At 68.7% G+C, this 22,102-nt stretch carries 12 protein-coding genes and 1 riboswitch; of the genes, 10 read left to right on the top strand and 2 right to left on the bottom strand.

The genetic code is table 11. The annotated features are described in order from the left end of the window. Positions 1 to 13 precede the first annotated feature (13 nt). From B4A39_RS11780 to B4A39_RS11745, 8 genes are all read left to right on the top strand, one after another. On the top strand, positions 14 to 5,911 hold the full coding sequence (locus B4A39_RS11780; protein WP_292036697.1) for a beta strand repeat-containing protein: 5,898 nt from the start codon (positions 14 to 16) through the stop codon (positions 5,909 to 5,911). Positions 5,912 to 5,964: 53 nt separating this feature from the next. Beyond that, on the top strand, positions 5,965 to 7,185 hold the full coding sequence (locus tag B4A39_RS11775) for a TolC family protein (RefSeq protein ID WP_292036696.1): 1,221 nt from the start codon (positions 5,965 to 5,967) through the stop codon (positions 7,183 to 7,185). Continuing rightward, positions 7,182 to 9,314, top strand: coding sequence for a type I secretion system permease/ATPase (locus tag B4A39_RS11770; protein ID WP_292036695.1), 2,133 nt, complete (start codon positions 7,182 to 7,184; stop codon positions 9,312 to 9,314). Before B4A39_RS11775 ends, B4A39_RS11770 begins: the two co-directional genes overlap by 4 nt. Then, the gene (locus B4A39_RS11765) at positions 9,307 to 10,497 is read left to right on the top strand and encodes an HlyD family efflux transporter periplasmic adaptor subunit (RefSeq protein ID WP_292036694.1); all 1,191 of its coding nucleotides are present in this window, start codon (positions 9,307 to 9,309) and stop codon (positions 10,495 to 10,497) included. The genes B4A39_RS11770 and B4A39_RS11765 overlap by 8 nt, the downstream gene beginning before the upstream one ends. A gap of 90 nt (positions 10,498 to 10,587) precedes the next feature. Next, positions 10,588 to 12,459: a PAS domain-containing protein gene (locus tag B4A39_RS11760; protein ID WP_292036693.1), complete on the top strand. Its 1,872-nt coding sequence runs from the start codon at positions 10,588 to 10,590 to the stop codon at positions 12,457 to 12,459. A 142-nt stretch (positions 12,460 to 12,601) separates the two neighbouring features. Beyond that, entirely contained in the window at positions 12,602 to 13,636 is a 1,035-nt protein-coding gene (gene dusA, locus B4A39_RS11755) for a tRNA dihydrouridine(20/20a) synthase DusA (RefSeq protein WP_292036692.1), read from the top strand. 46 nt (positions 13,637 to 13,682) lie between these two features. Next, positions 13,683 to 14,507 (top strand): sulfite exporter TauE/SafE family protein, encoded by an 825-nt coding sequence (locus tag B4A39_RS11750; protein WP_292036691.1) that lies wholly within the window; start codon positions 13,683 to 13,685, stop codon positions 14,505 to 14,507. A 95-nt stretch (positions 14,508 to 14,602) separates the two neighbouring features. Beyond that, positions 14,603 to 16,423: a methyl-accepting chemotaxis protein gene (locus tag B4A39_RS11745; RefSeq protein WP_292036690.1), complete on the top strand. Its 1,821-nt coding sequence runs from the start codon at positions 14,603 to 14,605 to the stop codon at positions 16,421 to 16,423. 61 nt (positions 16,424 to 16,484) lie between these two features. Here the strand turns inward: B4A39_RS11745 and metB are convergent, their stop codons facing one another. Beyond that, positions 16,485 to 17,663 (bottom strand): cystathionine gamma-synthase, encoded by a 1,179-nt coding sequence (gene metB / locus B4A39_RS11740; RefSeq protein WP_292036689.1) that lies wholly within the window; start codon positions 17,661 to 17,663, stop codon positions 16,485 to 16,487. Continuing rightward, the gene (gene metX, locus B4A39_RS11735; RefSeq protein ID WP_409449562.1) at positions 17,660 to 18,727 is read right to left on the bottom strand and encodes a homoserine O-succinyltransferase MetX; all 1,068 of its coding nucleotides are present in this window, start codon (positions 18,725 to 18,727) and stop codon (positions 17,660 to 17,662) included. The genes metB and metX overlap by 4 nt, the downstream gene beginning before the upstream one ends. A gap of 79 nt (positions 18,728 to 18,806) precedes the next feature. Continuing rightward, a riboswitch (SAM riboswitch) is annotated at positions 18,807 to 18,931 on the bottom strand. A gap of 432 nt (positions 18,932 to 19,363) precedes the next feature. Here metX and B4A39_RS11730 point away from each other — a divergent pair. Continuing rightward, entirely contained in the window at positions 19,364 to 21,109 is a 1,746-nt protein-coding gene (locus tag B4A39_RS11730; protein ID WP_292036687.1) for a Gfo/Idh/MocA family oxidoreductase, read from the top strand. Between the two features lie 2 nt (positions 21,110 to 21,111). After that, positions 21,112 to 22,074, top strand: a complete 963-nt coding sequence (locus B4A39_RS11725) for a homoserine kinase (RefSeq protein WP_292036686.1) — start codon at positions 21,112 to 21,114, stop codon at positions 22,072 to 22,074. Positions 22,075 to 22,102: the final 28 nt, after the last annotated feature.

Below are 22,102 nucleotides of genomic sequence, written 5' to 3'. Positions count from 1 at the left end.
GGGCGGAGCGCCGGTGACGGCGGTCGTCGGACCGAACGGGGTCTGGACCCTGCCGGCCTCGGCGGTCCCGGGCGGCCTGAACGGCTTCGAGGGCGGGGTCCGGGCGGTCGATCCGGCGGGCAACAGCGCCACGGCGCCGGTCGGTCCGGTGGACGGCACGGTGACGGTCTCGATCAACGCCGATGCGGTGACGAGCGACAACATCCTCAATCTGGCGGAGGCGGCGGCGCCTTCGGTGACGATCAGCGGCACGGCCTTCGGCGACTTCAACGCCGGCGACGTCGTGACGGTGCGGTTGTCGAACGGCGCCCTGGCGACCACAGGACTGAACCCGGACGGGACGTGGAGCGTCGTCTTCGCCGGCTCGGCGCTGGCCGCCTCGACCTCGGTGACGGCTGAACTGGCGACGACGGACGCCTCCGGCAATGCGGCCGTGGTGACCGACGTCCAGACCTATGGCGTGGACCTGAGCCCGCCGCCCGCGCCGGTCATCACCTCGGCCAATGGCGCAGGCGTCTCCGGCACCGCCGAGGCCAACGCCACCATCACCCTGCTTGACGCCAACGGCGCGCCGGTCCGCGACGCAGGCGGCGCGCCCGTCATGGTCACGGTGGGCGCGAACGGCGTCTGGGTCTTGCCCGCGACGGCCGTGCAGGGCGGGCTTGACGGCTTCACAGGCTCGGTCCGCGCCACCGATACGTCCGGAAACCCCGGCGCCCCGCAACCGCTGGGGCCCATCGACGGCGCAACGCCGGCGCCTACGATCACGGTGGCCAACGGCGCAGGCCTTGAAGGCGTGGCCGAGGCGGGTGCGGTGATCACCCTGGTCGACGCCAACGGAGCGCCCGTGATCGGCGCGGGCGGCGCTCCGGTCACGATGACCGCGGACGGCGACGGCGACTGGTCGATCCCGGCGACGGACGTTCCCGGCGGGCTGGACGGATTTGAAGGTGCGGTCGTCGCGACCGATCCCGTGGGCAACAGCGCCTCCGGCGCCGTCGGACCCGTGGACGGGACGACCCCGGTCCCCACCATCAATGCGGCCAATGGAGCCGTCCTGTCGGGTTCGGCCGAGCCCGGCGCGACCATCACCCTGCTGGACGCGGCTGGAAATCCGGTTACGGACGTCAATGGCGCGCCGGTCACGACACTCGCCAACGGCGGGGGCGTCTGGACCATTCCGGCCTCGGTCGTGCCCGGAGGCCTCAATGGCTTTGAAGGCTCGGTTCAGGCGACCGATCCGGCCGGCAACACCGCGCAGGCAGGCGTCGGACCCATCGACGGCGCGGTCAATCTGACCCTCACGGTGGACCCGGTCACCGCCGACAATGTGTTGAACGGCGCGGAGGCGGCGCAAGCCAGCGTCGTCATTACGGGCGCCGTCACGGGAGAGTTCACGGCGGGCGACCTGGTTCGCGTCGAACTGGCGGGCGGCGTGTTCCAGCAGGTCGCCGTTGACGCCAGCGGCGCCTGGTCTGCCAGCTTCTCGGGCGCCCAACTGGCGGCGGGAGCCGCCGTCACCGCGTCCATCACGGTGCAGGACAATGCCAATAATACGGTCTCCGTGACCGAGGTTCAGGCCTACGCCGTCGATCTGACCACGCCGACCCCGGTCGTCACGAGCGCCAACGGCGCCGGGCTTTCCGGCACGGCCGAAGGAGGCGCGCTCATCGTCGTGCGCAACGCGGCCGGTGCGGTCGTGGGCTCGACCACGGCGGACGCCAGCGGCGTCTGGACCATTCCGGGCTCAGCCTTCTCGGTCGGCCTGAACGGCCTCTCCGGATCGATCCAGGCCACGGATGCGGCCGGCAACTCCGCCGTAGCGCCGCTCAACCCGGTGGACGGCGCGGTCAATCTGAGCATCGGCGTCAACGCCGTCACCAGCGATGACGTGATCAACATCGCCGAGGCGGGGCAGGGCGCGGTTGCGGTCGGCGGAACGGTCGCGGGCGAGTTTGCGACCGGGGACCCCGTCGTGGTCACTCTGGCCAATGGCGCGACCCAGACCACGACATTGGACGCCGCGGGGGCCTGGAGCGTCGCCTTCGCCGGCGCTGACCTGGCGGCTTCGGCCGGGTTGACCGTCGCCGTGACGAGCACCGACGCCGCGGGCAACACCGCCACGGTCAGCGTGCAGAAGGCGTTCGGGGTCGATACGACGGCGCCGGGTGCGCCGCTGGTGACGGCGGCGGGCGCAGCCGGCCTTTCCGGCACCGCGGAAGCCGGGGTCACGATCCAGCTTCTTGACGGTTCGGGAGCGCCCGTGACCGGCGCCTTCGGTCAGCCGATCACCGTCCAGGCCACCGCGGGCGGGGTCTGGAGCGTGCCGGCGTCGGCCTTTGTCGGCGGCGCCGTGCCTACGGGCTTTACTGGACAGGTGCGGGCCGTCGATGCGGCGGGCAACACCTCGGCGCCCACGGTCGTTCCGGCCATCGACCTGACCCCGCCCGACAGCACGACGACCACGCTGAGCATCGGCGTCATCGCGGGCGATGACGTGGTCAATCTGGCGGAATCCCAGGGCTCCGTCGTCATTGGCGGTCAGGTCGGCGGCGAGTTCCGGGCCGGCGACGTGGTCACGGTCACGGCGGGGTCCGCCACGGCGACGGGCGTGGTGAGCGCCGATGGGCGATGGACGGCTGTCCTGGCCGGGTCGGCTCTGACGGGCGGCGTTCTGCAGGCGACGGTTCAGGCCAGCGACGCCGCCGGGAACCTCGGCGCGATTTCTGCCACGCGCCCCTATACGGTGGATCTGGTCAGTCCCGGCGGTGTGAACGGGACGTCGGCGCCGGTGCTGTCGATCGCAGCGGCGGCCGACGGGCTGGTGAGCCCGGCTGAGTTGTCGGCCGGCGTCTCCGCCGTGGTGGCGCTGACGCCGACGGCCCAGGCGGGCGACACCGTGGCCCTGACCCTGACCACCGGCGGGGTCGCCCAGACCCTCACCCTTGTTCTGACGCCTGCCGAGGTGGCGGCGGGACAGGCCGTCTTCGCGCTCAGCCCGTCGTTGATCGACGGCGCCTATTCGGCGGTGGCCGTCATTCGCGATCCGGCGGGCAATGTGTCGGCACCCTCGGCGACGCTCAGCTTCGCGGTGGATGTCACGCCTCTGGCGGTCGGCGTCGCCAGCGCCTCGGTGGCGGAAACCGCCCTGGGCGTCGCGGCTGTCGGAACGCTGGACGTCACGGGCGCGACCGGCGCGGTGGCCTTCAGCCTCCAGGCGCCCACGTCCGTCATCACCTCGCGCGGGGCCACCGTCACATGGACGACCTTGCCCGACGGCACGCTGCTCGGCGCGGCGGCGGGGCGCGAGGTTGTCCGTGTGACGATCAACGCCTCGGGTGGTTACAGCGTGACCCTTCTGGACGCGGTCGATCACGCTGGCGCAGGCGCTGATACGGTTCAGCTTCCTATCCGCGTGGTGGCGACCGACAGCGACGGTTCGGTCTCGACGACGATCACGGTCGGCATCGTGGACGGCGTGCCGCAGTTGAGCGGCCCGGTCACCCTGGCCCCGACCGAGCCCGGCATCGTGGTCGGTAGTCTGGTCCAGAGCTTCGGACCGGACGGCGGCCACCTGACGTCCGTCACCATCGACGGTCGGGTGTTCAGCTATAATGCGGCGAATGGCGCAGTCACGGCCAGCGGTCCGGCCGGTTCCGTGGTGGCCTATTCGGTCAGGGACGGCGTGCTGTCCGCGACGACCCTGCGCGGGGAAGCGATCACGGTGGACTTCGCCACTGGTGCGTATCAGGTGGGCGTGACGGGGCAGGAGTCCCGGCCCGCGACCCAGGTTGCGCCGGAGGTGGCGCTGGGCGGGGGCTCCGGTCTACTGGGCCTGATCGATGCGGACGTGCTGGGCCTGATCCAACTGGACCAGCAGCAGTTCTTCACCGCCTCCGACGCCAACAACGACATCAGCCAGGTCGTGGTCCGGTATTCGTCTCTGGTCAGCATCGGGAACCGCTTCTTCGGCTTCTCGTCGGCGTTGGCGACCGAGTTGGGCCTGGTGGTGACCCCCAACAACGTCAACTCGCTGCTGCTCACCTCGTCGCAGTTGACGATCAGGTCGGCGGACGGCGGACCAATCGACAATCTGAAGCTCAACGAGTTCCTTGGCTCGATCACCTTCACTGGCGGACTGGCCAGCCTGTTGAGCCTGAATATCGGTCAGTCCCTCAGCATCCAGGCGACGGACTCCGGCGGACGCACCGTGCAGGAGGCCGAGACCAATCTGGCCGATCTGGGGGTGCTGGCCGGTCTTCTGGGCGGCAGTCCGCCTGGCCAGATCATCAACGGCACCTCAGGGAACGATCCGCTGACGGCATCGGACGTCGGCACGGGCGCGGCGCTGGACAACCGGATGTATGGGTATGGCGGAGCCGACACCCTGAACGGCGGTCTGGGCAATGACCTGCTGCGCGGCGGCGCCGGGGCCGACACGCTGAACGGCGGCGCCGGCAACGACCTTCTGGTCGGCGGAACCGGCAACGACACCCTGACCGGCGGCGCCGGACAGGACGTCTTCCGCTGGGAGCGGGGGGATCAGGGCACGACCGCTGCACCCGCAGCCGACATCATCACGGACTTCAGCCTGGCCAGTCTGGCTTTGGGCGGAGACGTGCTGGACCTGTCGAGCCTGTTGCAGGGCGAGGGGCGCATCGGGACCAATCCCGGCAACCTGACCAACTTCATCCATTTCCAGCAGACCGCGAACGGCACCCTGGTCCACATCAGCTCCACGGGCGGTTTCATCGGCGGATTCGGATCGGCCACGGCCGCCGCTGCGGATCAGACCATCCTGTTGCGGAACGTCAATCTGACGGCCGGCTTCTCTTCCGATCAGGCCATTCTCGCCGACCTGCTGGACCGCGGGAAGCTGATCGTGGACGAGCTGACGACGCCGGCGCCGGGGTCGGACGTTCTGACCATCGGCGGCTCTGTGGTGGACGGCGACGGGGATAGCGGCGCGACGACGCTCGCCATCGACAGCGCCGCCGTGCAGCCGCTCCCCGCGGCGCCAGGCAATGTGGCGCCTGTGGTCGGCGCACAGGCCGACGCCCTGCTGGGGCTTCTGGGTCTGGGCGTGCTGGGGCTGAACCTGGGTGAACAGGATCTGCTGGCGGCCGACGCCAACAACAACCTGAGCCGGGTGGAGGTCGAATACGCGCCCCTGCTGGCCGTGAACCTGTCGCCGCTGACCTTCGCCTATGCTGAAAGCCTGGCGGCCAGCTTCGGCTACAGCGTCCAGGTCAACACCTCGCCCGGGTTGCTGGGCGTGGTCGCGCCCTCGGCGCGGATCACGATCACCGCTCTGGACGGCGGCCCCCTCGACAATGTCGAGATCAACCGCTTCCTCGAGACGGTTCATCTGACCGACACGTCCGGCGCTCTGCTGAGCAGCACCCTGTTGAGCGCGCAACTGTTGAACGCGCTCACGCTGACGGCCGAGGACGCCCAGGGTCTCGGGAGCAGCGTGACGGTCGGCTCGGTGGTGAACGTCAACGCCCTGAACAGCCTGGACGGGCCGGATCCTGTCCTTCTCAGTGCGTCCGCCCTGTTCGCGGATGAGGCCGCGAGCGCGGGTCTTGAGGTCGGCTGGGGTCAGGAAGATCTTGTTCGACTGCCGATGGTTGAGGTGCAGGCGGATGTCGAGCGTCATCCCGTGACGTTCGAGGGCCTGGCTCAAACCGGCTGGGACGATGATGGGTCGGCTGCCGAGGAGGCGATCGACCTGATCGCGGCGTTCACCGAATCCGGCGAGGGCCTCTATCTGCCGGGCGCCGAGGACAACGCCCTGGCGCCGACGGCCGGCACGGCCTTCTCGGCGGAGTCTGACTCCATGGCCGTCGACTTCATAGCGGCGCCCCCGCCCCTGGTCTTCGACGAAGAGGCGAGCACGGTCCACGCATGAGGCTTTGGGGGAGGGCCGCCCGGGCGCCGGGCGTATGGGCTGCAGTCGCCGTCATGTCGGCGAGCCAGCCGGTCTGGGCGGACACAAGTCTGGCCGAGGCGGTGTTGCGCGGTCTGGCGCGACACCCCGAGGTCCGCCTGGCCGAGGCGGAAGCCGCCGTGGCCGCCACGGAGGTGGAGATGGCGCGAAACGCCTATCTGCCGACCCTCGGCGCATCGGCCGGACCGGCCGCGGCGGGCATGGGCTATGACCTGACCCTGTCGCAGACCGTGTATGACTTCGGCGTGGCGGGCAGCCAGGTGGAGAAGGCGCGGTCCCTCTACGCACGGCAGCAAGCCAACCTCCAGATCGTGCGGGACGACGTCGCGCTGGAGATCGCGGAAGTCTATCTCGATATCGCCAGCCGACGCGCCCAGCTGTCGCTGCTGGACGACCACGTCCAGCGTCTGTCGGCCCTGTCCGAAATGGCGCAGGCGCGAGTGGAGGGGCGTTACTCCGATCAGGCTGAAACCGGGCGGGTCGCGCTGGCGCTGGCGACCGCAGAAGGCACGCGGGCGCGCCTGCGCGGCGAGTTGGCGGACGCCGTCGACCATTACGTGCTTCTGGTCAGCGCCCCGGCCGAGGGGCTTCGTCTGCCGACGCCGCCGGCCTTCCTCGATGCGGTGCGGGAGGAGGGCGCGCTGGAGGCGGCCATCGCCACGGCGCCGCTTTACCAGCGAGCGGCCCTGGCCGTGCGAACGGCGGAGGCCGGAGTGAAAGAAGCCCGCGCGGCGCGTTTCCCCAGGCTGGCGCTTGAGGGTTCTTTGCAGCGTCGCGAAATCGGGGGGCAGATGGTGGACGACAGCGCCATCAGTCTGAGGGTCCGGTTCAATCCCCAGCCCGGCCTCGCTTCTCTTCAGCGGCCGAAACTGGAGGAGCAGCGCCGGGCGGCGGCGGCCATGGGCGTGGAAGTGGTCGGCCAGGATCTGAAGCGAGTGGTGGAATCGCTGACGGCGCAGGACGCGGCCCTGGGCGCGAGGATTGACGCCCTCTCCGATCAGGCGGCCCAGGCGGAAGCGGTCCGCGAGACCTATCAGGAGCAGTTCCTGGTCGGGAGGAGAGACATCCAGGACCTGGTGATCATGCAGAACGAGTATTTCGAAGCGGAGCGTCAGGTGATGGAGCTGACCGTCGAGCGGCTTCGCTCGCAGTATCGAGCGGCGGCGCAACTGGGTCTGCTGACCCCGGCCATGGCCGGAGACGAGATGCAGGCGCCGGTGGAGATCCGGCCATGATGACCTCGGACCATCGCTCTGCGGACGGTCTGCTTGAAGGGCTGAGCCTGCTGGCCTCCGAGCTGGGGCGGCCGTCCACCGCGGCGCAATTGGCCGACGGCTTGCCGCTTCAGGAAGGCCGGCTGCCGCTGGATCAGGTGCGCAAAGCCATGCGTCGCGCGGGGATGTCGGCGCGGGTCCTGCCCATGACGGTCCGGGCTGCGCCTGCCGGTCTGCTGCCCGCGCTGCTGCTGCTCAAGAACGGCCAGACCTGCGTGCTGGCTTCTCGCGATCAGGCCACGGCCGTCGTGCTGTCGCCGGAGACGGGCGGCGGGCGTGAGACCATGGCCCTGGCCGATCTGGAGGCGGCCCATGACGGCCTGATCGTCTTCGCCAGGCCGCAATATGAGGGCGACCAGCGCGCGGGCGCCTATGCCCGTCAGGCTCCGAAGCACTGGCTGCGCAGCGTGGTGGCGGAGAACTGGCGCGCGTTCCTCGAGGTCGGCGTGGCGGCGGCCTTCGCGAACCTGCTGGCCATCGCTTCGTCGCTGTTCGCCATGCAGGTCTATGACCGGGTGGTGCCGACCTCCAATTTCAGCACCCTGTGGGTGCTGGCCAGCGGCGTGGCTCTGGCGGTGGGCGCGGAACTTCTGTTCCGCCTGTTACGGGCGCATTTGCTGGATGTGACGGGTAAGCGGCTGGATCTCCAGCTTTCGTCGCGGCTGTTCGAGCAGGTCATGGCCATTCGCCTGTCCGCCAAGCCGGGCTCGACCGGCGCCTTCAGCAGTCAGGTGCGCGAGTTCGAATCCGTGCGGGAGTTCTTCACGGCCTCGACCGTGGCGGCGATCAGCGACGCGCCCTTCATCCTGTTCTTCATCGGCGTCATCGCACTGCTGGGCGGTCCTGTGGCGCTGGCTCCCGCCGCGGCCGTGCTGTTGATGGTGGCGCCGGCCTGGATGCTTCAGCGGAAGCTGGGCGAACTGTCGCGCGCCAATCTTCGGGAGGGCGCCGTCAAGCACGGCCTTCTGCTGGAGACGGTCGACAATCTGGAAGCGGTCAAGGCCACGCGCGCGGAGGGGCGAAATCTGCGGCTGTGGGATCAGCTTTCCCTGCAACTGGCGGATTCCGGAGCGCGGTCGCGCTGGATTTCCAGCACGCTGAGCTACTCGGCGGCGGCGGCGCAGCAATTGGCCTATGTCGGGGCGGTGGTGATCGGCGTCTATCAGATCGCGGCCGGTCATATGACGGTGGGCGCGCTGGTCGCCTGTTCCCTGCTGGTGTCGCGGGCGATTTCCCCCACGGCGCAGTTCACCGGGATTCTGGCGCGCTGGCAGCACATCAAGGTGGCGCTGGAGGGCCTGGACCAACTGATGCAAGCGCCTGTGGAGCGGCCGGCCGATCGCCAGTTCACGCGCAAGCCCGATGTCGCCGGCAGATACAGCCTTCAGTCGCTTGAGGTTCGTCCGGCGCCCGAGGCGGCGGCGATCCTGTCGATCCCGCGCCTGGACATCGCCGCCGGCGAACGGGTGGCGTTGATCGGGGGCAACGGCGCAGGAAAGTCCACCCTGCTCAGAATGCTGTCGGGGCTGGGTGATCCGACGGCCGGGTCCATCCTGCTGGACGATATCAGCCTGTCGCAGATCGACCCGGCTGACCGACGCGCCGCCATCGGCTACCTGCCCCAGGATTCCGTCCTCTTCTACGGCACGCTGCGCGAGAACCTGACCTTGGACGGGGCTCGGCATGTCGACGGCGAGTTGCTGGAGGCGCTGGATGCGGTCGGACTGGGTCCGTTCGTGAGGGCGCATCCCAAGGGTCTGGACCTGCCCATCGTCGGCTCCCAGGCTGTATCGGGGGGGCAGCGACAGGCGATCGCGCTCGCGCGTCTGCTGTTGCAGGATCCTCGGATCGTGCTGATGGACGAGCCGACCGCCGCCTTTGATCAGGTCAGTGAGCGGCGCGTGGTCGAGACGTTGAAAGCCTGGGCTTTGGGGCGCACGCTCATCGTGGCCACACATCGCCGCGGGGTTCTGGCCCTGGCGGATCGCGTCATCGCCCTCTCTGGCGGGCGGGTGGCGGGCGACGGCCCTGCTGAATCGAAACTGGAAATCGCCTCGGAGATCGCAACCGTGAGGAAGGTCCATGGCTGAGGCCTCGCATGTCGAACGCCAGATCAGACGGGCGCTGGCCGATGGACGGGACGTGTCCTTCAATCCCGGCGCGCGGCCCTTGCTGTGGGCCTGTGCGGGCCTTGTGGCGGCCTTTGTCGCCTGGTCGGCCTGGGCCACGGTCGACGAGGTGGCGCGGGGCGAGGGGCGCGTCGTGCCCAGCAGCCGGGTTCAGGTGATCCAGAGCCTTGAAGGCGGCATCCTCAGCGACCTGATGGTGAAGGAGGGCGACATCGTGCGCGCGGGTCAGCCCCTCGCTCAACTGGACGACACGCGCTTCGCCGCCTCCACCATGGAGACCGGGGCCCAGGTCAAGGCGCTGACCGCCGCCATCGCCCGACTGGAAGCCGAGGTTCTGGGCAAGGGCGTGATCGAGTTTCCGGCCTCCATTCTCACCGATGATCCGGTGATCATGTCCGAACGCGCCCTGTTCAACGCGCGTCGCAACAACCTGAACCAGACCCTGGGCGCGCTTCGGCAGGAAACGGCCTACGCCCAGCGACAACTGGCCATGGTCGAACCCCTGACGGCGCGCGGCGTGGTCAGCGAAGTCGAGGCCCTGCGGCTGGGCAAGGACATCGCCGCCCTGACGGGACGTCAGGCCGAGGTTCGCAATTCCTACATGCAGGAAGCCTATGCCGAACTGGCCGCCAAGAAGGCTGAACTGGCCGCCCAGACCCAGGTGTTCAATCAGCGCCGGGACCAGTTGAACCGCACGCTTCTGACCGCCCCGGTGCGCGCCAGGGTCAACGACATCCGGGTGACGACGCGCGGCGGAGTGGTGCAGCCGGGCGAGGCGATCATGCAACTGACGCCGATCGACGACCAGCTTCTGGTCGAGGCGCGCATCCTGCCGCGCGACGTCGCCTTCATTCGCCAAGGGATGACCGCCAGGGTCAAGATCACGGCCTACGACTACACCGTGTACGGCGATCTCCCGGCCAAGGTCGAGCAGATCAGCGAGGATACCCTGGAGGAGGATACGCCGCGCGGAAAGGTGTCCTATTACAGCGTCCTGGTCAGAACTGAACGCAGCCACCTCGAACGAAACGGCCGGAAACTGCCTATTCGTCCGGGCATGGTGGCGGAGGTGGACATCCAGTCCGGCAACCGTTCGGTGCTGAGCTACATGCTCAAGCCTCTGCTCAAGGCCAGGCTGGCTTGAGCGCGCATCTACGAGAGATTGCGTTGCGGCCAAGGTTGACAACCCTCGCTTGTTGCCGAACCTTTGTTCGACAAATGCGCGGAGACTGGCTTGCCGGAAACCATAGCGGAACAGGAAGCGCCTTCCTGGCTTGATCCGGCCGAGGTCTGCGGCCGCCTGATGGCTAAGGGCGAAAGCGCTGACCTCATCCGCGAGCGGTGCTGGCATGACACCGCGCTCGGTCGTCTTGAGACCTGGGACCCCGCGCTGCTGACCGCGCTCGACATCATCCTTGAATCCCGCTTCCCGATGTTCCTGACGTGGGGTTGTGACCACAAGCTGTTTTACAACGACGCCTATCGACCCATCCTCATGGGCAAGGGCGATTGTCTGGGACGGCCGTTCAGCGACGTCTTTCCCGAGGCCTGGCCGACCCTGAAGGCGGACTTCAGCCGGGCGGGCGCCGGCGAGGCCATCTACCGCGAAGATCTCGAGGTTCCCCTGCTCAGGAACATGCGTCTGTCGCGGACCTGGTGGTCCTTCTCCTATTCACCCTTGCGGAGTTCCAAGGGGGACATCCAGGGGGTTATGGGCGTCCTTTACGAGACGACACGACGCCTGCTGGCGGAACAGACCATGTGGTACAGTCAGGCCGGGATGCGGGCCGTCACCGATCTGGCCCCCGCCATGCTCTGGCGGTGCGCGCCGGACGGCCGGATCCTCTGGGCGAACCAGATGTTCGAGAGCTACGCAGGCGAAACCGCGGAGGCCCGGCGCTTTCAGGATCTGGTCGCCGTCGAAGACCAACCCGCCGCCGCCGAGGCACGCATACGCGCCGATGATGAAAGGGTCGCGTTCGAGGGTCAGTTCAGGCTTCGTCGCGCTGATGGGGTCTACCGCTGGTTCCTGGTGCGGGCCAAGCAGAACTGGGACAGCGACGGGCTGCTGGTGGAGTGGTGCGGGTCTGCGGTCGACATCGAGGATTGGCATGGCGCGGCGGCGGTCGCGGGGCAGGAGGATCGCGAGATCCTGCAAGCCATGTCGGGCACGCAGCCGGCCCTGCTATGGACCGCTGACTTGGCGACGCATGAACTGGTCGGCCTGAGTTCGGAAGGTCAGGCCCCCTGGGCGGCGTCTCTCGTGGGCGACGGTCTGCGGTGGGACGATTGGCTGGCCAATATCCACGTGGAGGATCGCGCCAGAATCGCTGCGGCGTTCGAACGCGCCGGATGGGGCGAGATCATCCAGGAAAAGTTCCGCATGGGCGAAATCGACGGGGGCTGGCGACGGTATCGCGCCACGGCCTTCCCCATCGTTTCGGGAGAGGGAGAGGTCAGACGGATCGGCGGCATGCTGGTGGATATCAGCCGAGAGGCGGAGCCCCGCCTGTACCTGATCCAGTCCGATCCCGCCGAACAGAACCGGATGGCTCATGCCTTGGGCAAGGCAGGGTTCAAGGTCCGTCCCTTCGATGATCTGCGCGCCTTTTCGCTGGTGTCTGATGATCTGATGCCCGGCGTGGTGCTGTTTGCGTCCCTGGCGGAGGATCAACCGCTTCTGCAGGCCGCCAACACCCTTCGCCTGAACGGACCTCGTCTGCCCTGGATCGTGGCCGGGGTGCCCGGCGATCACCTGAACATGGTGGTCCAGCTCATGAGGCTGGGGGCGGCGAATGTTCTGCCGCAGCAGGCCGAGGTGGAGGCGATCGCCGAAGCCGTGAGGGAGGCTCTGCCGCGCCAGACCGGTCTGGCGGACGAACAGGGCAGCGCGCCTCGGAAGATCGCCGAACTCAGCCGCCGCGAGCGCGAGGTTCTCGACGGGCTGGCCGCAGGAGGCACCAACAAGACGATCGCGCTCGCGCTGTCGCTGAGTCCGCGCACCGTCGAAACCTATCGGGCTCAGCTGATGGATCGGCTGGGCGCTCGAACGCTGGCCGAACTCCTGAAGCTCGCCGCCGAAGCCGGGATTGTCGACGGCCACTAGGGAGTGGCTGTTGAGGGGCTCTTGCCTGTATAGCGACCCGTTCGCCGCACCTGGGACCGCCATGTTGATGACGGGAGTTTCGCGTAGGTGGCGGTTTCGGGTTCGGAAGAGCCGTCGTTCAACCGTTTGATGCCGTCATAAGATGCTGAACAGCCAAGCCTGCAGACTGTCCGTCGCTCCCATGATGGACTGGACCGACCGCAACTGCCGGGCGTTTCATCGCGCCCTGAGCAGCCGGGCGCTGCTCTATACCGAGATGGTCACGGCGCCGGCGGTGATCCACGGCGATCGCGAGCGGCTGCTGGGGTTCGATGCGGTCGAGCATCCCGTGGCGCTGCAATTGGGCGGGTCGGACCCGGCGCAACTGGCCGAGGCGGCGAAGATCGGCGCGGCCTATGGCTATGACGAAATCAACCTGAACGTCGGCTGCCCCTCGGACCGGGTGCAATCGGGCAAGTTTGGCGCCTGCCTGATGCGTGAGCCGGAACTAGTGGCTGACTGCATGGCGGCGATAAGGGAGGCGGTCAGCGTCCCCGCCACCGTCAAATGCCGCATCGGCGTCGATGATCAGGACCCGCTGGTCAGCCTGTTCGCCACGGTCGACGCCTCGGCGGCGGTAGGGATCACCAGCTTTATCGTCCATGCGCGCAAGGCCTGGCTCAAAGGCCTGTCCCCCAAGGAAAACCGCGACGTGCCGCCGCTGGACTATGATCTGGTGCGGCGTCTGAAGCGCGAGCGGCCGCATCTGACCATCTGCATCAACGGCGGCATCGCCGATCTGGACCAGGCCGAGGCGCATCTGGATGACACGGATGGCGTGCAGTTGGACGGCGTGATGCTGGGTCGGGCCGCCTATCATGAGCCGGCGCTGCTGGGGCAGGTGGATCGCCGGATCTTCGGGATGGACGTCGCGGACGTCGATCCCTTCGCCGCCATCGAACGGTACCGCCCCTACATGGCCGGGCGACTGGCCGAGGGCGCGCATCTGGCGAGCATGGCGCGGCACATGCTGGGCGTGATGCACGGTCGGGCCGGGGCGCGAGCTTTCCGGCGGATCCTGACGGTCGAGGGCGTCAAGGCCGGGGCCGGACTGGAGGTCGTGGATCGCGCCGTCGAGGCCGTGCGCGAGGCCGAAGCGCGACAGGCGCGGTTGGGCGTGGCCGAAGAGGCGGCCTGACCGCTTCCGGGATGACGGAGAGGGCGACGACGGCTATGGCCAAGCCATGAACGCCTTGCCCCTGACCGAACTGCTGATGATGGCGACCGCCCTGGTGGCGGCGGGCGCGGTGGCCGGCGTGATCGGGGGACTGTTCGGGGTCGGCGGCGGGACGGTGCTGGTGCCCGCGCTCTTCTACGCCTTCTCCGTTCTGGGCGTGGGCGGCGAGAGCAATCTGCACGTCGCCATCGGCACCTCGCTGCTGACCATCGTCGCGACGTCCTGGAGATCCCTGGCCACGCACCGGGCGCATGGGGCCGTGGACGAGGAGGTGCTGAGGACGTGGACGCCCTGGGTGGCGTTCGGCGGTCTGATCGGGGCGGCGATCGCGGGCTTCACTTCCATGGAAGGCTTGGCGGTCGTCTATGGCGCCTGTCTGTTGCTGGTGGCGATGCAGCTGGGCCTGATGCCCGAGCGATACACGGTGCGAAAGGACATGCCGACGGGCTGGGGGCGACGCTGCGTCGGGACGGGCATCGGGCTGCTGTCGGCCATGATGGGCGTCGGCGGCGGCAGCCTGGGGGGCATGACCATGACCCTGTGCGGGCGGCCGATCCATCAGGCGGTGGCCACGGCCAGCGGCTTTGGCCTGGCGATCGGTGCGGCGGCGGCCTTGGGTTTCGCCGGTTTCGGATGGGACGCGCCCGGTCGGCCGCCCTTGTCGCTGGGCTATGTCAATGTCCCGGCGGCGGTGATCATGGGCGTGCTGACGGCGCTGACCGCCCCCTATGGCGCGCGACTGGCGCACAGACTTAACCGCACCGTGCTGAGGAAGGCCTTCGCCGGCTACCTGTTGCTGACCGCACTGTCGGTGGTGCTGAAGGCGCTCTGACGGCGTCTACGTAGATTTCCGCTATCGGGCGATAAGGCTTTGTCGAACAGCGTGGCGCTAGGGAGCAGCCTCAGTCCTCTCCCCGAGCGTAGAAAATGCTGCAGAACCTGTCCGTTCCCAAGAAGCTGATGCTGTCCTTCGCCGCCGTGATCGCGGCCTGCGGGATGGCGACCATGGTGGTGCTGTGGTGTGTCGCCGGCCTGCAGCGTGCGGACGCCGCCGATGCGGCTTCGCGCGAGATCTTCAAGGCGTCGGATCTGGTGTTGGCCTCCGCCGTCGAACAGCAGAACGCCATGCGCGCCTTCGTCGCCACGCGCGATGAGGACTTCATCCCGAAGTATGAAGAGCCCGGCCGTCAGTTCACGGCGCGCCTGGCCGATCTGGCCGCCAGCGACGTGGCCGGCGCCTATCAGGCTGAACAGGCGGCGCTGAACGCGGCGGGGGTCGAGTTCCACAAGAGCGCGGACGGCCTCATCGCCCTGGCGCGCGACCCCGCCACTCAGCCGCAAGCCATTGCGAGCATGGAGAACGCAGCGCGCCTGTCCGAGATTCGCGCGGCCGTCGGCACGATCCAGGAAAAGGAAGGCGTGGTCGCCGCCGCTCGCGCCGAGGCCAAGCAGTCGGCCTTTACGCAGGCCTATATCAGCTTCGTCGTCGGCGGCGTGCTGGCCCTGGTGATCGCGCTGGGCGCCATCGCCTGGTTGATCGGCGCGCTGAGCCGCCCGGTAGAAGCCATGACGCGCGCCATGGGACGTCTGGCGTCCGGCGATCTGAACGTGGCGATCCCCGCTGTGGGTCGCCGCGACGAGATCGGCCACATGGCCGACGCCGTCCTGACCTTCAAGCAGAACGCCGAGGAAAAAGTGCGCCTGGAGGCCGAGGCCGAAGTCCAGCGTGCGGCCGCCGAACAGGCCCGTATCGCCCAGGCCGAACGCGACGCCGAGGCGGCGCGCCAGCAGGCCCAGGTGGTCGAGGGGATTGCTGCGGGACTGGACCGGCTGTCGAGCGGCGAACTGGCTTTCCGTCTGAATGCGACCTTCGCGCCCGAGTATGAAAAGCTGCGCGCCGACTTCAACGCGGCGATGGCCAAGCTGCAGGACACGATGCGCGTCATCGTTGATCGTTCAAGCGCCATCGGCTCCAGCGCCCATGAGATTTCCCAGGCCTCCAACGACCTGTCGCGTCGCACCGAACAGCAGGCGGCCGCTCTGGAAGAGACCGCCGCCGCTCTGGAGCAGATCACCGCCACCGTGTCGCGCTCGGCCGAGAACGCCGTGGAAGCCGGAGGCGTGGTCGACGCCGCCCGCAGCGAGGCGATCGACGGTCAGGCCGTCGTCGGCCGCGCCGTCACCGCCATGGGCGAGATCGAGCGTTCGTCGAACGAGATCGGCAACATCATCGGCGTGATCGACGAGATCGCCTTCCAGACCAATCTTCTGGCGCTCAATGCCGGTGTCGAGGCCGCGCGCGCCGGCGACGCGGGTCGCGGCTTCGCCGTCGTGGCCTCGGAAGTGCGGGCCCTGGCCCAGCGCTCGGCGGAAGCCGCCAAGGAGATCAAGACTCTGATTTCGGCTTCCAGCCGTCAGGTCGGCGAGGGCGTGCAACTGGTCGGCGACACCGGCGAGGCCCTGAAACGGATCGGCGGTCAGATCGAGCGCGTCACCGCCATCACCGGCGAGATCGTGGCCTCGTCGCAGGAGCAGTCCAGCGGCCTGCAACAGGTCAACACCGCCGTGGCCCAGATGGACCAGGTCACCCAGCAGAATGCGGCCATGGTCGAGGAGGCCACCGCCGCCAGTCATTCGCTGGCGCAGGACGCGCGCGAGCTGGATCGGATGATGGGGCAGTTCTCGCTGGAGGACGCCGCCATGGACGCGCGTGCTCAGCAACGGATGCTGGAACGCGCGGTGGCCTGAAGGTCGTAGCGCAGGTTAAGAATGAGGGCCTCTCCGGCGAACCGGAGAGGCCCTTTTCACATCAGGCCGCTTGTTGCAGCACCAGGGCGTCCAGCGCCTGAACCAGGTTGGCCAGGATGTCGTCCTGATGCTCCAGGCCGACCGAAAGGCGGATCAGGCCGTCGGTGATGCCGGCGGTGACGCGGGCGTCGGGCGTCATGGCGGCGTGGGTCATGGTGGCCGGGTGGGCGATCAGGCTTTCGACGCCGCCCAGCGACTCGGCCAACGTAAAGATGTCGAGGCCCTCGATCAGGTCGCGCACGGCGTCCGTGCCGCCGTTCAGTTCGAAGCTGAGCATGGCGCCTGGTCCCGACTGCTGCCGCGCCGCCAGGGCGTGACCGGGATGGGACTTCAGGCCCGGATAGTGGACGGCCTTGACCGCCGGGTGCTGTTCCAGGGCGGCGGCGACCAGGCCGGCGGTGGCCTGCTGGCGCTCGATGCGGGTGAACAGGGTGCGCAGTCCGCGCAGCGTCTGATAGGCGTCGAAGGGCGAGCCGGTGACGCCAAGGCAGTTGGCCCACCAGGCCAGTTCGGCGTGATCGGTCGGATCGGCCGCGATCACGGCGCCGCCGACCACGTCGGAGTGACCGTTGATGTATTTGGTGGTCGAGTGGACGACGATGTCGGCGCCCAGCTCCAGCGGGCGTTGCAGGGCGGGCGACAGGAAGGTGTTGTCCGCCACCACCTTGGCGCCGACGGCATGGGCGCGACGACAGACATCGGCCACGTCCACCACCCGCAGCAGGGGGTTGGACGGGGTCTCGATCAGCACCAGCTTCGCCCCGTCGGCCAGGGCGGCGTCCAGAGCCTCGCCGTCGTTCTGATCGACGAAGGCGACGCGGAAATGGCCCTTCTTCGCGCGGGCGCACAGCAGGCGGTGAGTGCCGCCGTAGCAATCATGCGGGGCGATCAGCAGTTCGCCGGGATTGAGCAGGCTCAGCGGCAGGTCGACCGCGGCCATGCCGGTGGCGGTGATGACAGCGCCGGCGCCGCCTTCCAGTTCGGCCAAGGTGTCGGCCAGGACGTCGCGGGTTGGGTTGCCCGAGCGCGAATAGTCGTACTTCCGCTTCTGGTCGAAGCCGGCGAACGAGTAGTTGGACGACAGATACAGCGGCGGCATGACCGCGCCGTGGGCCGTGTCCGTATCCACGCCCGAGCGGGCGGCGATGGTGCGGGGGTCGGCGGGGCGGGCGCGGCTCATTGGTCGATGTCCTTCAGCACGGAAGTCAGGATGTCGGCGACCAGAACGTCTTCCTTGAGGAAGGCGTCGTGGCCGTAGAGGGAGGGATGCTGTTCGAAGCGCCAGAGGTTGGGCAGGCGCGCGGCCAGCTCCTTCATGTCGTCGATGGGGCACAGGCGGTCGGTGGTGAAACCGATCAGGGTGACGGGGGCGGTGATGGCCTCGGGCTCGACCCGGTGGCGGTCGATGGAGTCCGACAGGCTCAGCCAGCGCGACGGGGTGGTGCGGTCGCGGTAGGCGCGGCCCCGAGACGTCAGGTAGTCGCAGACGGGATAGGCTTGCCCTGCGTGGCTGGGGGCCTCGGAATCGAAGCGCTCGCCGAACTCGTCGGCGGTGCGGTAGGTGGTCATGGCCAGTTCGCGGGCCAGGCCCACGGCCTGATCCACGCGGCCGGTCTCCAGACCCAGTTGCAGGATGCGGCGCTGGATGCCGCGCCAGGCGGTAGCCAGCGGGTGAGGGCGGTGGGCGGCGGACACCACCACCAGTTGCTCAGCCCAGTCGGGGAAGATCTCGCCGAAGGCCAGGGCGATCATGCCGCCGTAGGAGCAGCCGATGAAGGCCGCGACCTTTTCGACGCCGAGGTGATCCAGCAGCAGCGCCAGAAGCCGCGCCTGATCCTGGGTGGTGATGGTCAGCGGGGTTTTGGCGTCCTTGACGCCTTCTCCGAATTCCGGCGCGAAATCAAAGGCAAGAACACGGAAGCGGGTCAGGTCGATGGGGGCGCGCACGCCCACGGCGCCCGACCACCAGCCCAGCCCCTTGGTCTCGGTGCGGTGGACGTAACGGTCGGCGGAGATGCCGCCAGCCACGACGATCAGAGGCGCGCCGGCCTTGCCATGCAGGCGGCCGACGATCTGCTTCTGGTTAAGGGTCCCGCCGAAATCCAGGAGGAAGCCGTCGGGGATCGGCACGAAGACGTCATGGGCCCCGTCGCGCGACAGCAACTCGGACGGACGGCGTGCGGAAGGGGGCCGACAGGCGGGCTCTTCGGCGGCGGCGATGGGTTCGATCAGGGCCAGGGTCATGGTCTCGGTCACTCAGCAAAACGGCTCACCAGGGAACCCTTGCAGTGACAGACCGTGGAGCGTCGCCTCGTCGATGCTCCACCCATCTCTCGCAGCCTTCAGGACAAGCCTGAAAACCCCGCAGGAGTTGGCACCGTTTCGGGCGGAACCCGATGGTTGCCCCGGCGTCAAAGGGCCTAATCCCTCAGCCGGTCTTGATGAGTGACCTTACGTTGCGGTTGCGAAGAGCGCCGGTCAAGTGGAAAATTTCACCTCGTTTCATCCGCGTCGTGGAGTTGGTCGGTGAAATCCCGCTCATTTGGCCGGTATGAGAAAAATTTGTTCTTTTCGGGCTTGACGCGATGCAGGGTCCTGGAACATTTTGATGCTAGATTTTCAACCGGACGCCGCCTGTGCTTCACCGCCTCGCCAGCATGCAGATGACCACGATCGCCGCCACGGCGACGGGTCTCTTCGCGTCCGTGATTACCACCACCGGTACCACCACCATGCCCTCGCGGGCGGGGACCGGATGATGCGCGCCGCCTAGGCGAGATACGCAAAAACCGAACACCCCGCCCGGACCCCCGGGCGGGTTTTTTATTGCCCCGGACCCACCCGAACTCCCCGCCAGACCCCGCCTTCAGGATCACCCCGATGCCCGCTTCCGCCCTCGCTCTCGTCGCCGATCAACAGAAACCGCAACCGGCCCCAGCGGCCGCCTGCGCCGCCGAAGTCGTGGTGCTGAAGTTCGGCTCGTCCGTCCTGCGCAACGCCGCCGAGGCCCCCGCCGTGGCCTCGGAAATCTATGGCCATGTCCGCGCCGGGCGGAAGGTGGTGGCGGTGGTTTCGGCTCTGTCGGGTCACACCGACAGGCTGCTGGCCGACGCCCGCTCCCTGGGGCTGGACCACGAGAACGAACTGCTGCCCGCCTATGTGGTCCTGGGCGAGGAGAAGGCGGCGGCCTTGGTCGCCATCGCCTGCGACCGGGTGGGGCTGGACGCGGTGGGTCTGTCGGTGCGGGAACTGGGCATCGTGGTCGAGGGGCCGGCGCAGCACGCCCGCCCTGTCAGCCTGAAGGGCGACCGGTTGGCGCAGGCCCTGGCCGAGCATGAGGTGGTGGTGGTCCCCGGCTTTGGAGGCGTGCGCTCCAACGGTCGCGTGGCCCTGCTGGGACGCGGCGGATCGGACCTGACGGCGGTGGTTCTGGCCGCCGAACTGGGGCTGGATCGGGTGCGTCTGGTCAAGGATGTGGACGGCCTCTACGACCGCGACCCCGCCTGCGAAACGGGCACGCCGCTGCGCTATCGCCGCGCCAGCTGGGAGACGGCGCGCCAGTTGGGCGGGGCGCTTGTCCAGCATGACGCCATCGACCTGGGCGAGGCCTGCGGGGTCGAAATCGAAGTCGCCGCCCTGGGCCGGGCCGAGGGCACGGTGGTCGGCGAGCGCGGAGCGCCTCCCGGGCCCGTGTCGTCGAACGCGCCGCTGCGCGTGGCTTTGGCCGGCTGCGGCGTCGTCGGCGGAGGCCTGTTGAGCCGGCTGTCGCCGGACAGCCGCTATGAGGTGGTGGGCGTCCTGGTGCGCAACCCGTCCAAGGTGCGGGACGTGGCCGCGCCCGCTGACCTGTTCACCAACGACGTCGAGGCCTTGTTGGCCAAGAAGCCGGATCTGGTGCTGGAGGCCCTGTCGGAAGGCGAGGCGGGCCACGCCCTGATCCGCCGCGCGCTGGAGGCCGGCTGCGATGTGGTCAGCGCCAACAAGCAGGCCGTGGCCCGCGACCCGGCGGGCTTGCAGGCCTTGGCCGCCGCCAACGGTTGCCGCGTCGCCTGGTCGGCCTCGGTCGGCGGCGGCGCGCCGATGATCGAGACCCTGCGCGCCGCCCGCGCCGCCGGTCCGGTCGCCGGGTTCGAGGCGGTGCTGAACGGCACGGTCAACTTCATGTTGCAACGTCTGGGCGAGGGCGCGGCCTTTGCTGACGCCCTGTCGGACGCCCGCGCCGCCGGCTTCGCCGAGGAAGACCCGTCGTCGGACCTGGAGGGGCATGACGCCGCAGCCAAGGTCAAGCTGCTGTCCTTCGAGGCCTTCGGTCAGGCGCCCGCCGACCTGCCGCGGGACGAACTGTCGGCCGAGACGCCGCTGGGCGCCAGGCCCGTTCGCCAGATCGGCGCCTGCCATGACCGCGACGGTCGCCTGGACGCCTCGGTCCGGCTTGACGGAGACCTGAAAGACGCGCTGTTTCAATCGCTGAACGGAGAGCGCAACGCCTTGAAAGTCTATGGTCAGGACGGTCGCATCTGGACGTGCAAGGGGCGCGGCGCTGGGCGCTGGGCCACGACCGAGAGCGTTCTGGCCGATGTGGCCGACGTGGTGCGCGCCCGTCGCGCGGCGGCGGAGCTGGTCTAGACATGGCTGTGTTCACGCCCGTCACGCCGGATCAGGCCGCTGACTATCTCATGCGTTACCCCCTGGGTGATCTGGTCGCGCTGGCGCCGATCGCCGAGGGGGTCGAGAACACCAACTACCGGCTGGAGACCACCTATGGGGCCTATGTCCTGACCCTGTTCGAGGGCCGGACGGACGCGGCCTCACTGCCGTTTTGCCTCGGCCTGACCCGACATCTGTCGGCGCGCGGCTTTCCCACGCCTTCGCCGGTGGCCGATCGTCAGGGCGAGCTGATCGGCCAGTTGAACGGCCGCGCCGCCGCCATCCTGAACTGGGCGCCCGGCGCCTGGAAGCGTCAGCCGTCGGACAAGGAGCAGTATCGCGCGGGGCAGGTGCTGGCCCTGCTGCACCTCGACGCCGCCGACTTCGCGCTTGAGCGGCAGAACCCGGTCGGGCCCCAGGCCTGGGCCGCCCTGGCCGCGCGCTGCGACGGTCCCGCGAAAGGCGTCGACCGCAAGATGCTGGAGCAGATCAAGACCCTGCTGCCGCGTTTGGCCGAGCCGTGGGGCGACCCCGCCCTGCCGCGCGGGCCGATCCATGCCGACTACTTCCCCGACAATGTCCTGTTCGCCACGAATGAACATGGAAAGTGCGACGTCGGCGGGGTGATCGACTTCTATTTCGGCTGCACCGACGTGCTGGCCTATGATCTGGCCATAGCGCTCAGCGCCTGGGGCTTTGACGTCGAGGGGCGGCCGATGCCGTCGGCGCTGCGGGCCTTCCAGAAGGGCTATGAGTCCGTGCGGCCCCTGACGCCCGCCGAGGCTGAAGCCCTGCCCGGACTGGGCGCGGCGGCGGCGGTGCGCTTCACCCTGACCCGCCTGCACGACCGCCTGTTCCACGACCCGGCCAACCTGGTCACGCCCAAGGATCCGGCGCCCTTCTTCCGGCGGCTGGACTACTGGAAGGCGGCCGAAGCCGTCTAGGGCTCGACGGCTGGCCGTTCACGGGCGC

This window comes from Brevundimonas sp. UBA4553, assembly GCF_002387245.1.
Lineage (GTDB): Bacteria > Pseudomonadota > Alphaproteobacteria > Caulobacterales > Caulobacteraceae > Brevundimonas.
Note: the sequence above shows the minus strand (reverse complement) of the source record. Positions and strands in the feature narration are given on the sequence as shown.

Coding starts and splice junctions, on each gene's coding strand:
- B4A39_RS11770 (WP_292036695.1), top strand. CDS start 7,182: ATGATGACCTCGGACCATCGCTCTGCGGACGGTCTGCTTGAAGGGCTG.
- metX (WP_409449562.1), bottom strand. CDS start 18,727: ATGACCCTGGCCCTGATCGAACCCATCGCCGCCGCCGAAGAGCCCGCC.
- dusA (WP_292036692.1), top strand. CDS start 12,602: ATGCTGAACAGCCAAGCCTGCAGACTGTCCGTCGCTCCCATGATGGAC.
- metB (WP_292036689.1), bottom strand. CDS start 17,663: ATGAGCCGCGCCCGCCCCGCCGACCCCCGCACCATCGCCGCCCGCTCG.
- B4A39_RS11775 (WP_292036696.1), top strand. CDS start 5,965: ATGTCGGCGAGCCAGCCGGTCTGGGCGGACACAAGTCTGGCCGAGGCG.
- B4A39_RS11730 (WP_292036687.1), top strand. CDS start 19,364: ATGCCCGCTTCCGCCCTCGCTCTCGTCGCCGATCAACAGAAACCGCAA.
- B4A39_RS11725 (WP_292036686.1), top strand. CDS start 21,112: ATGGCTGTGTTCACGCCCGTCACGCCGGATCAGGCCGCTGACTATCTC.
- B4A39_RS11745 (WP_292036690.1), top strand. CDS start 14,603: ATGCTGCAGAACCTGTCCGTTCCCAAGAAGCTGATGCTGTCCTTCGCC.
- B4A39_RS11765 (WP_292036694.1), top strand. CDS start 9,307: ATGGCTGAGGCCTCGCATGTCGAACGCCAGATCAGACGGGCGCTGGCC.
- B4A39_RS11750 (WP_292036691.1), top strand. CDS start 13,683: ATGAACGCCTTGCCCCTGACCGAACTGCTGATGATGGCGACCGCCCTG.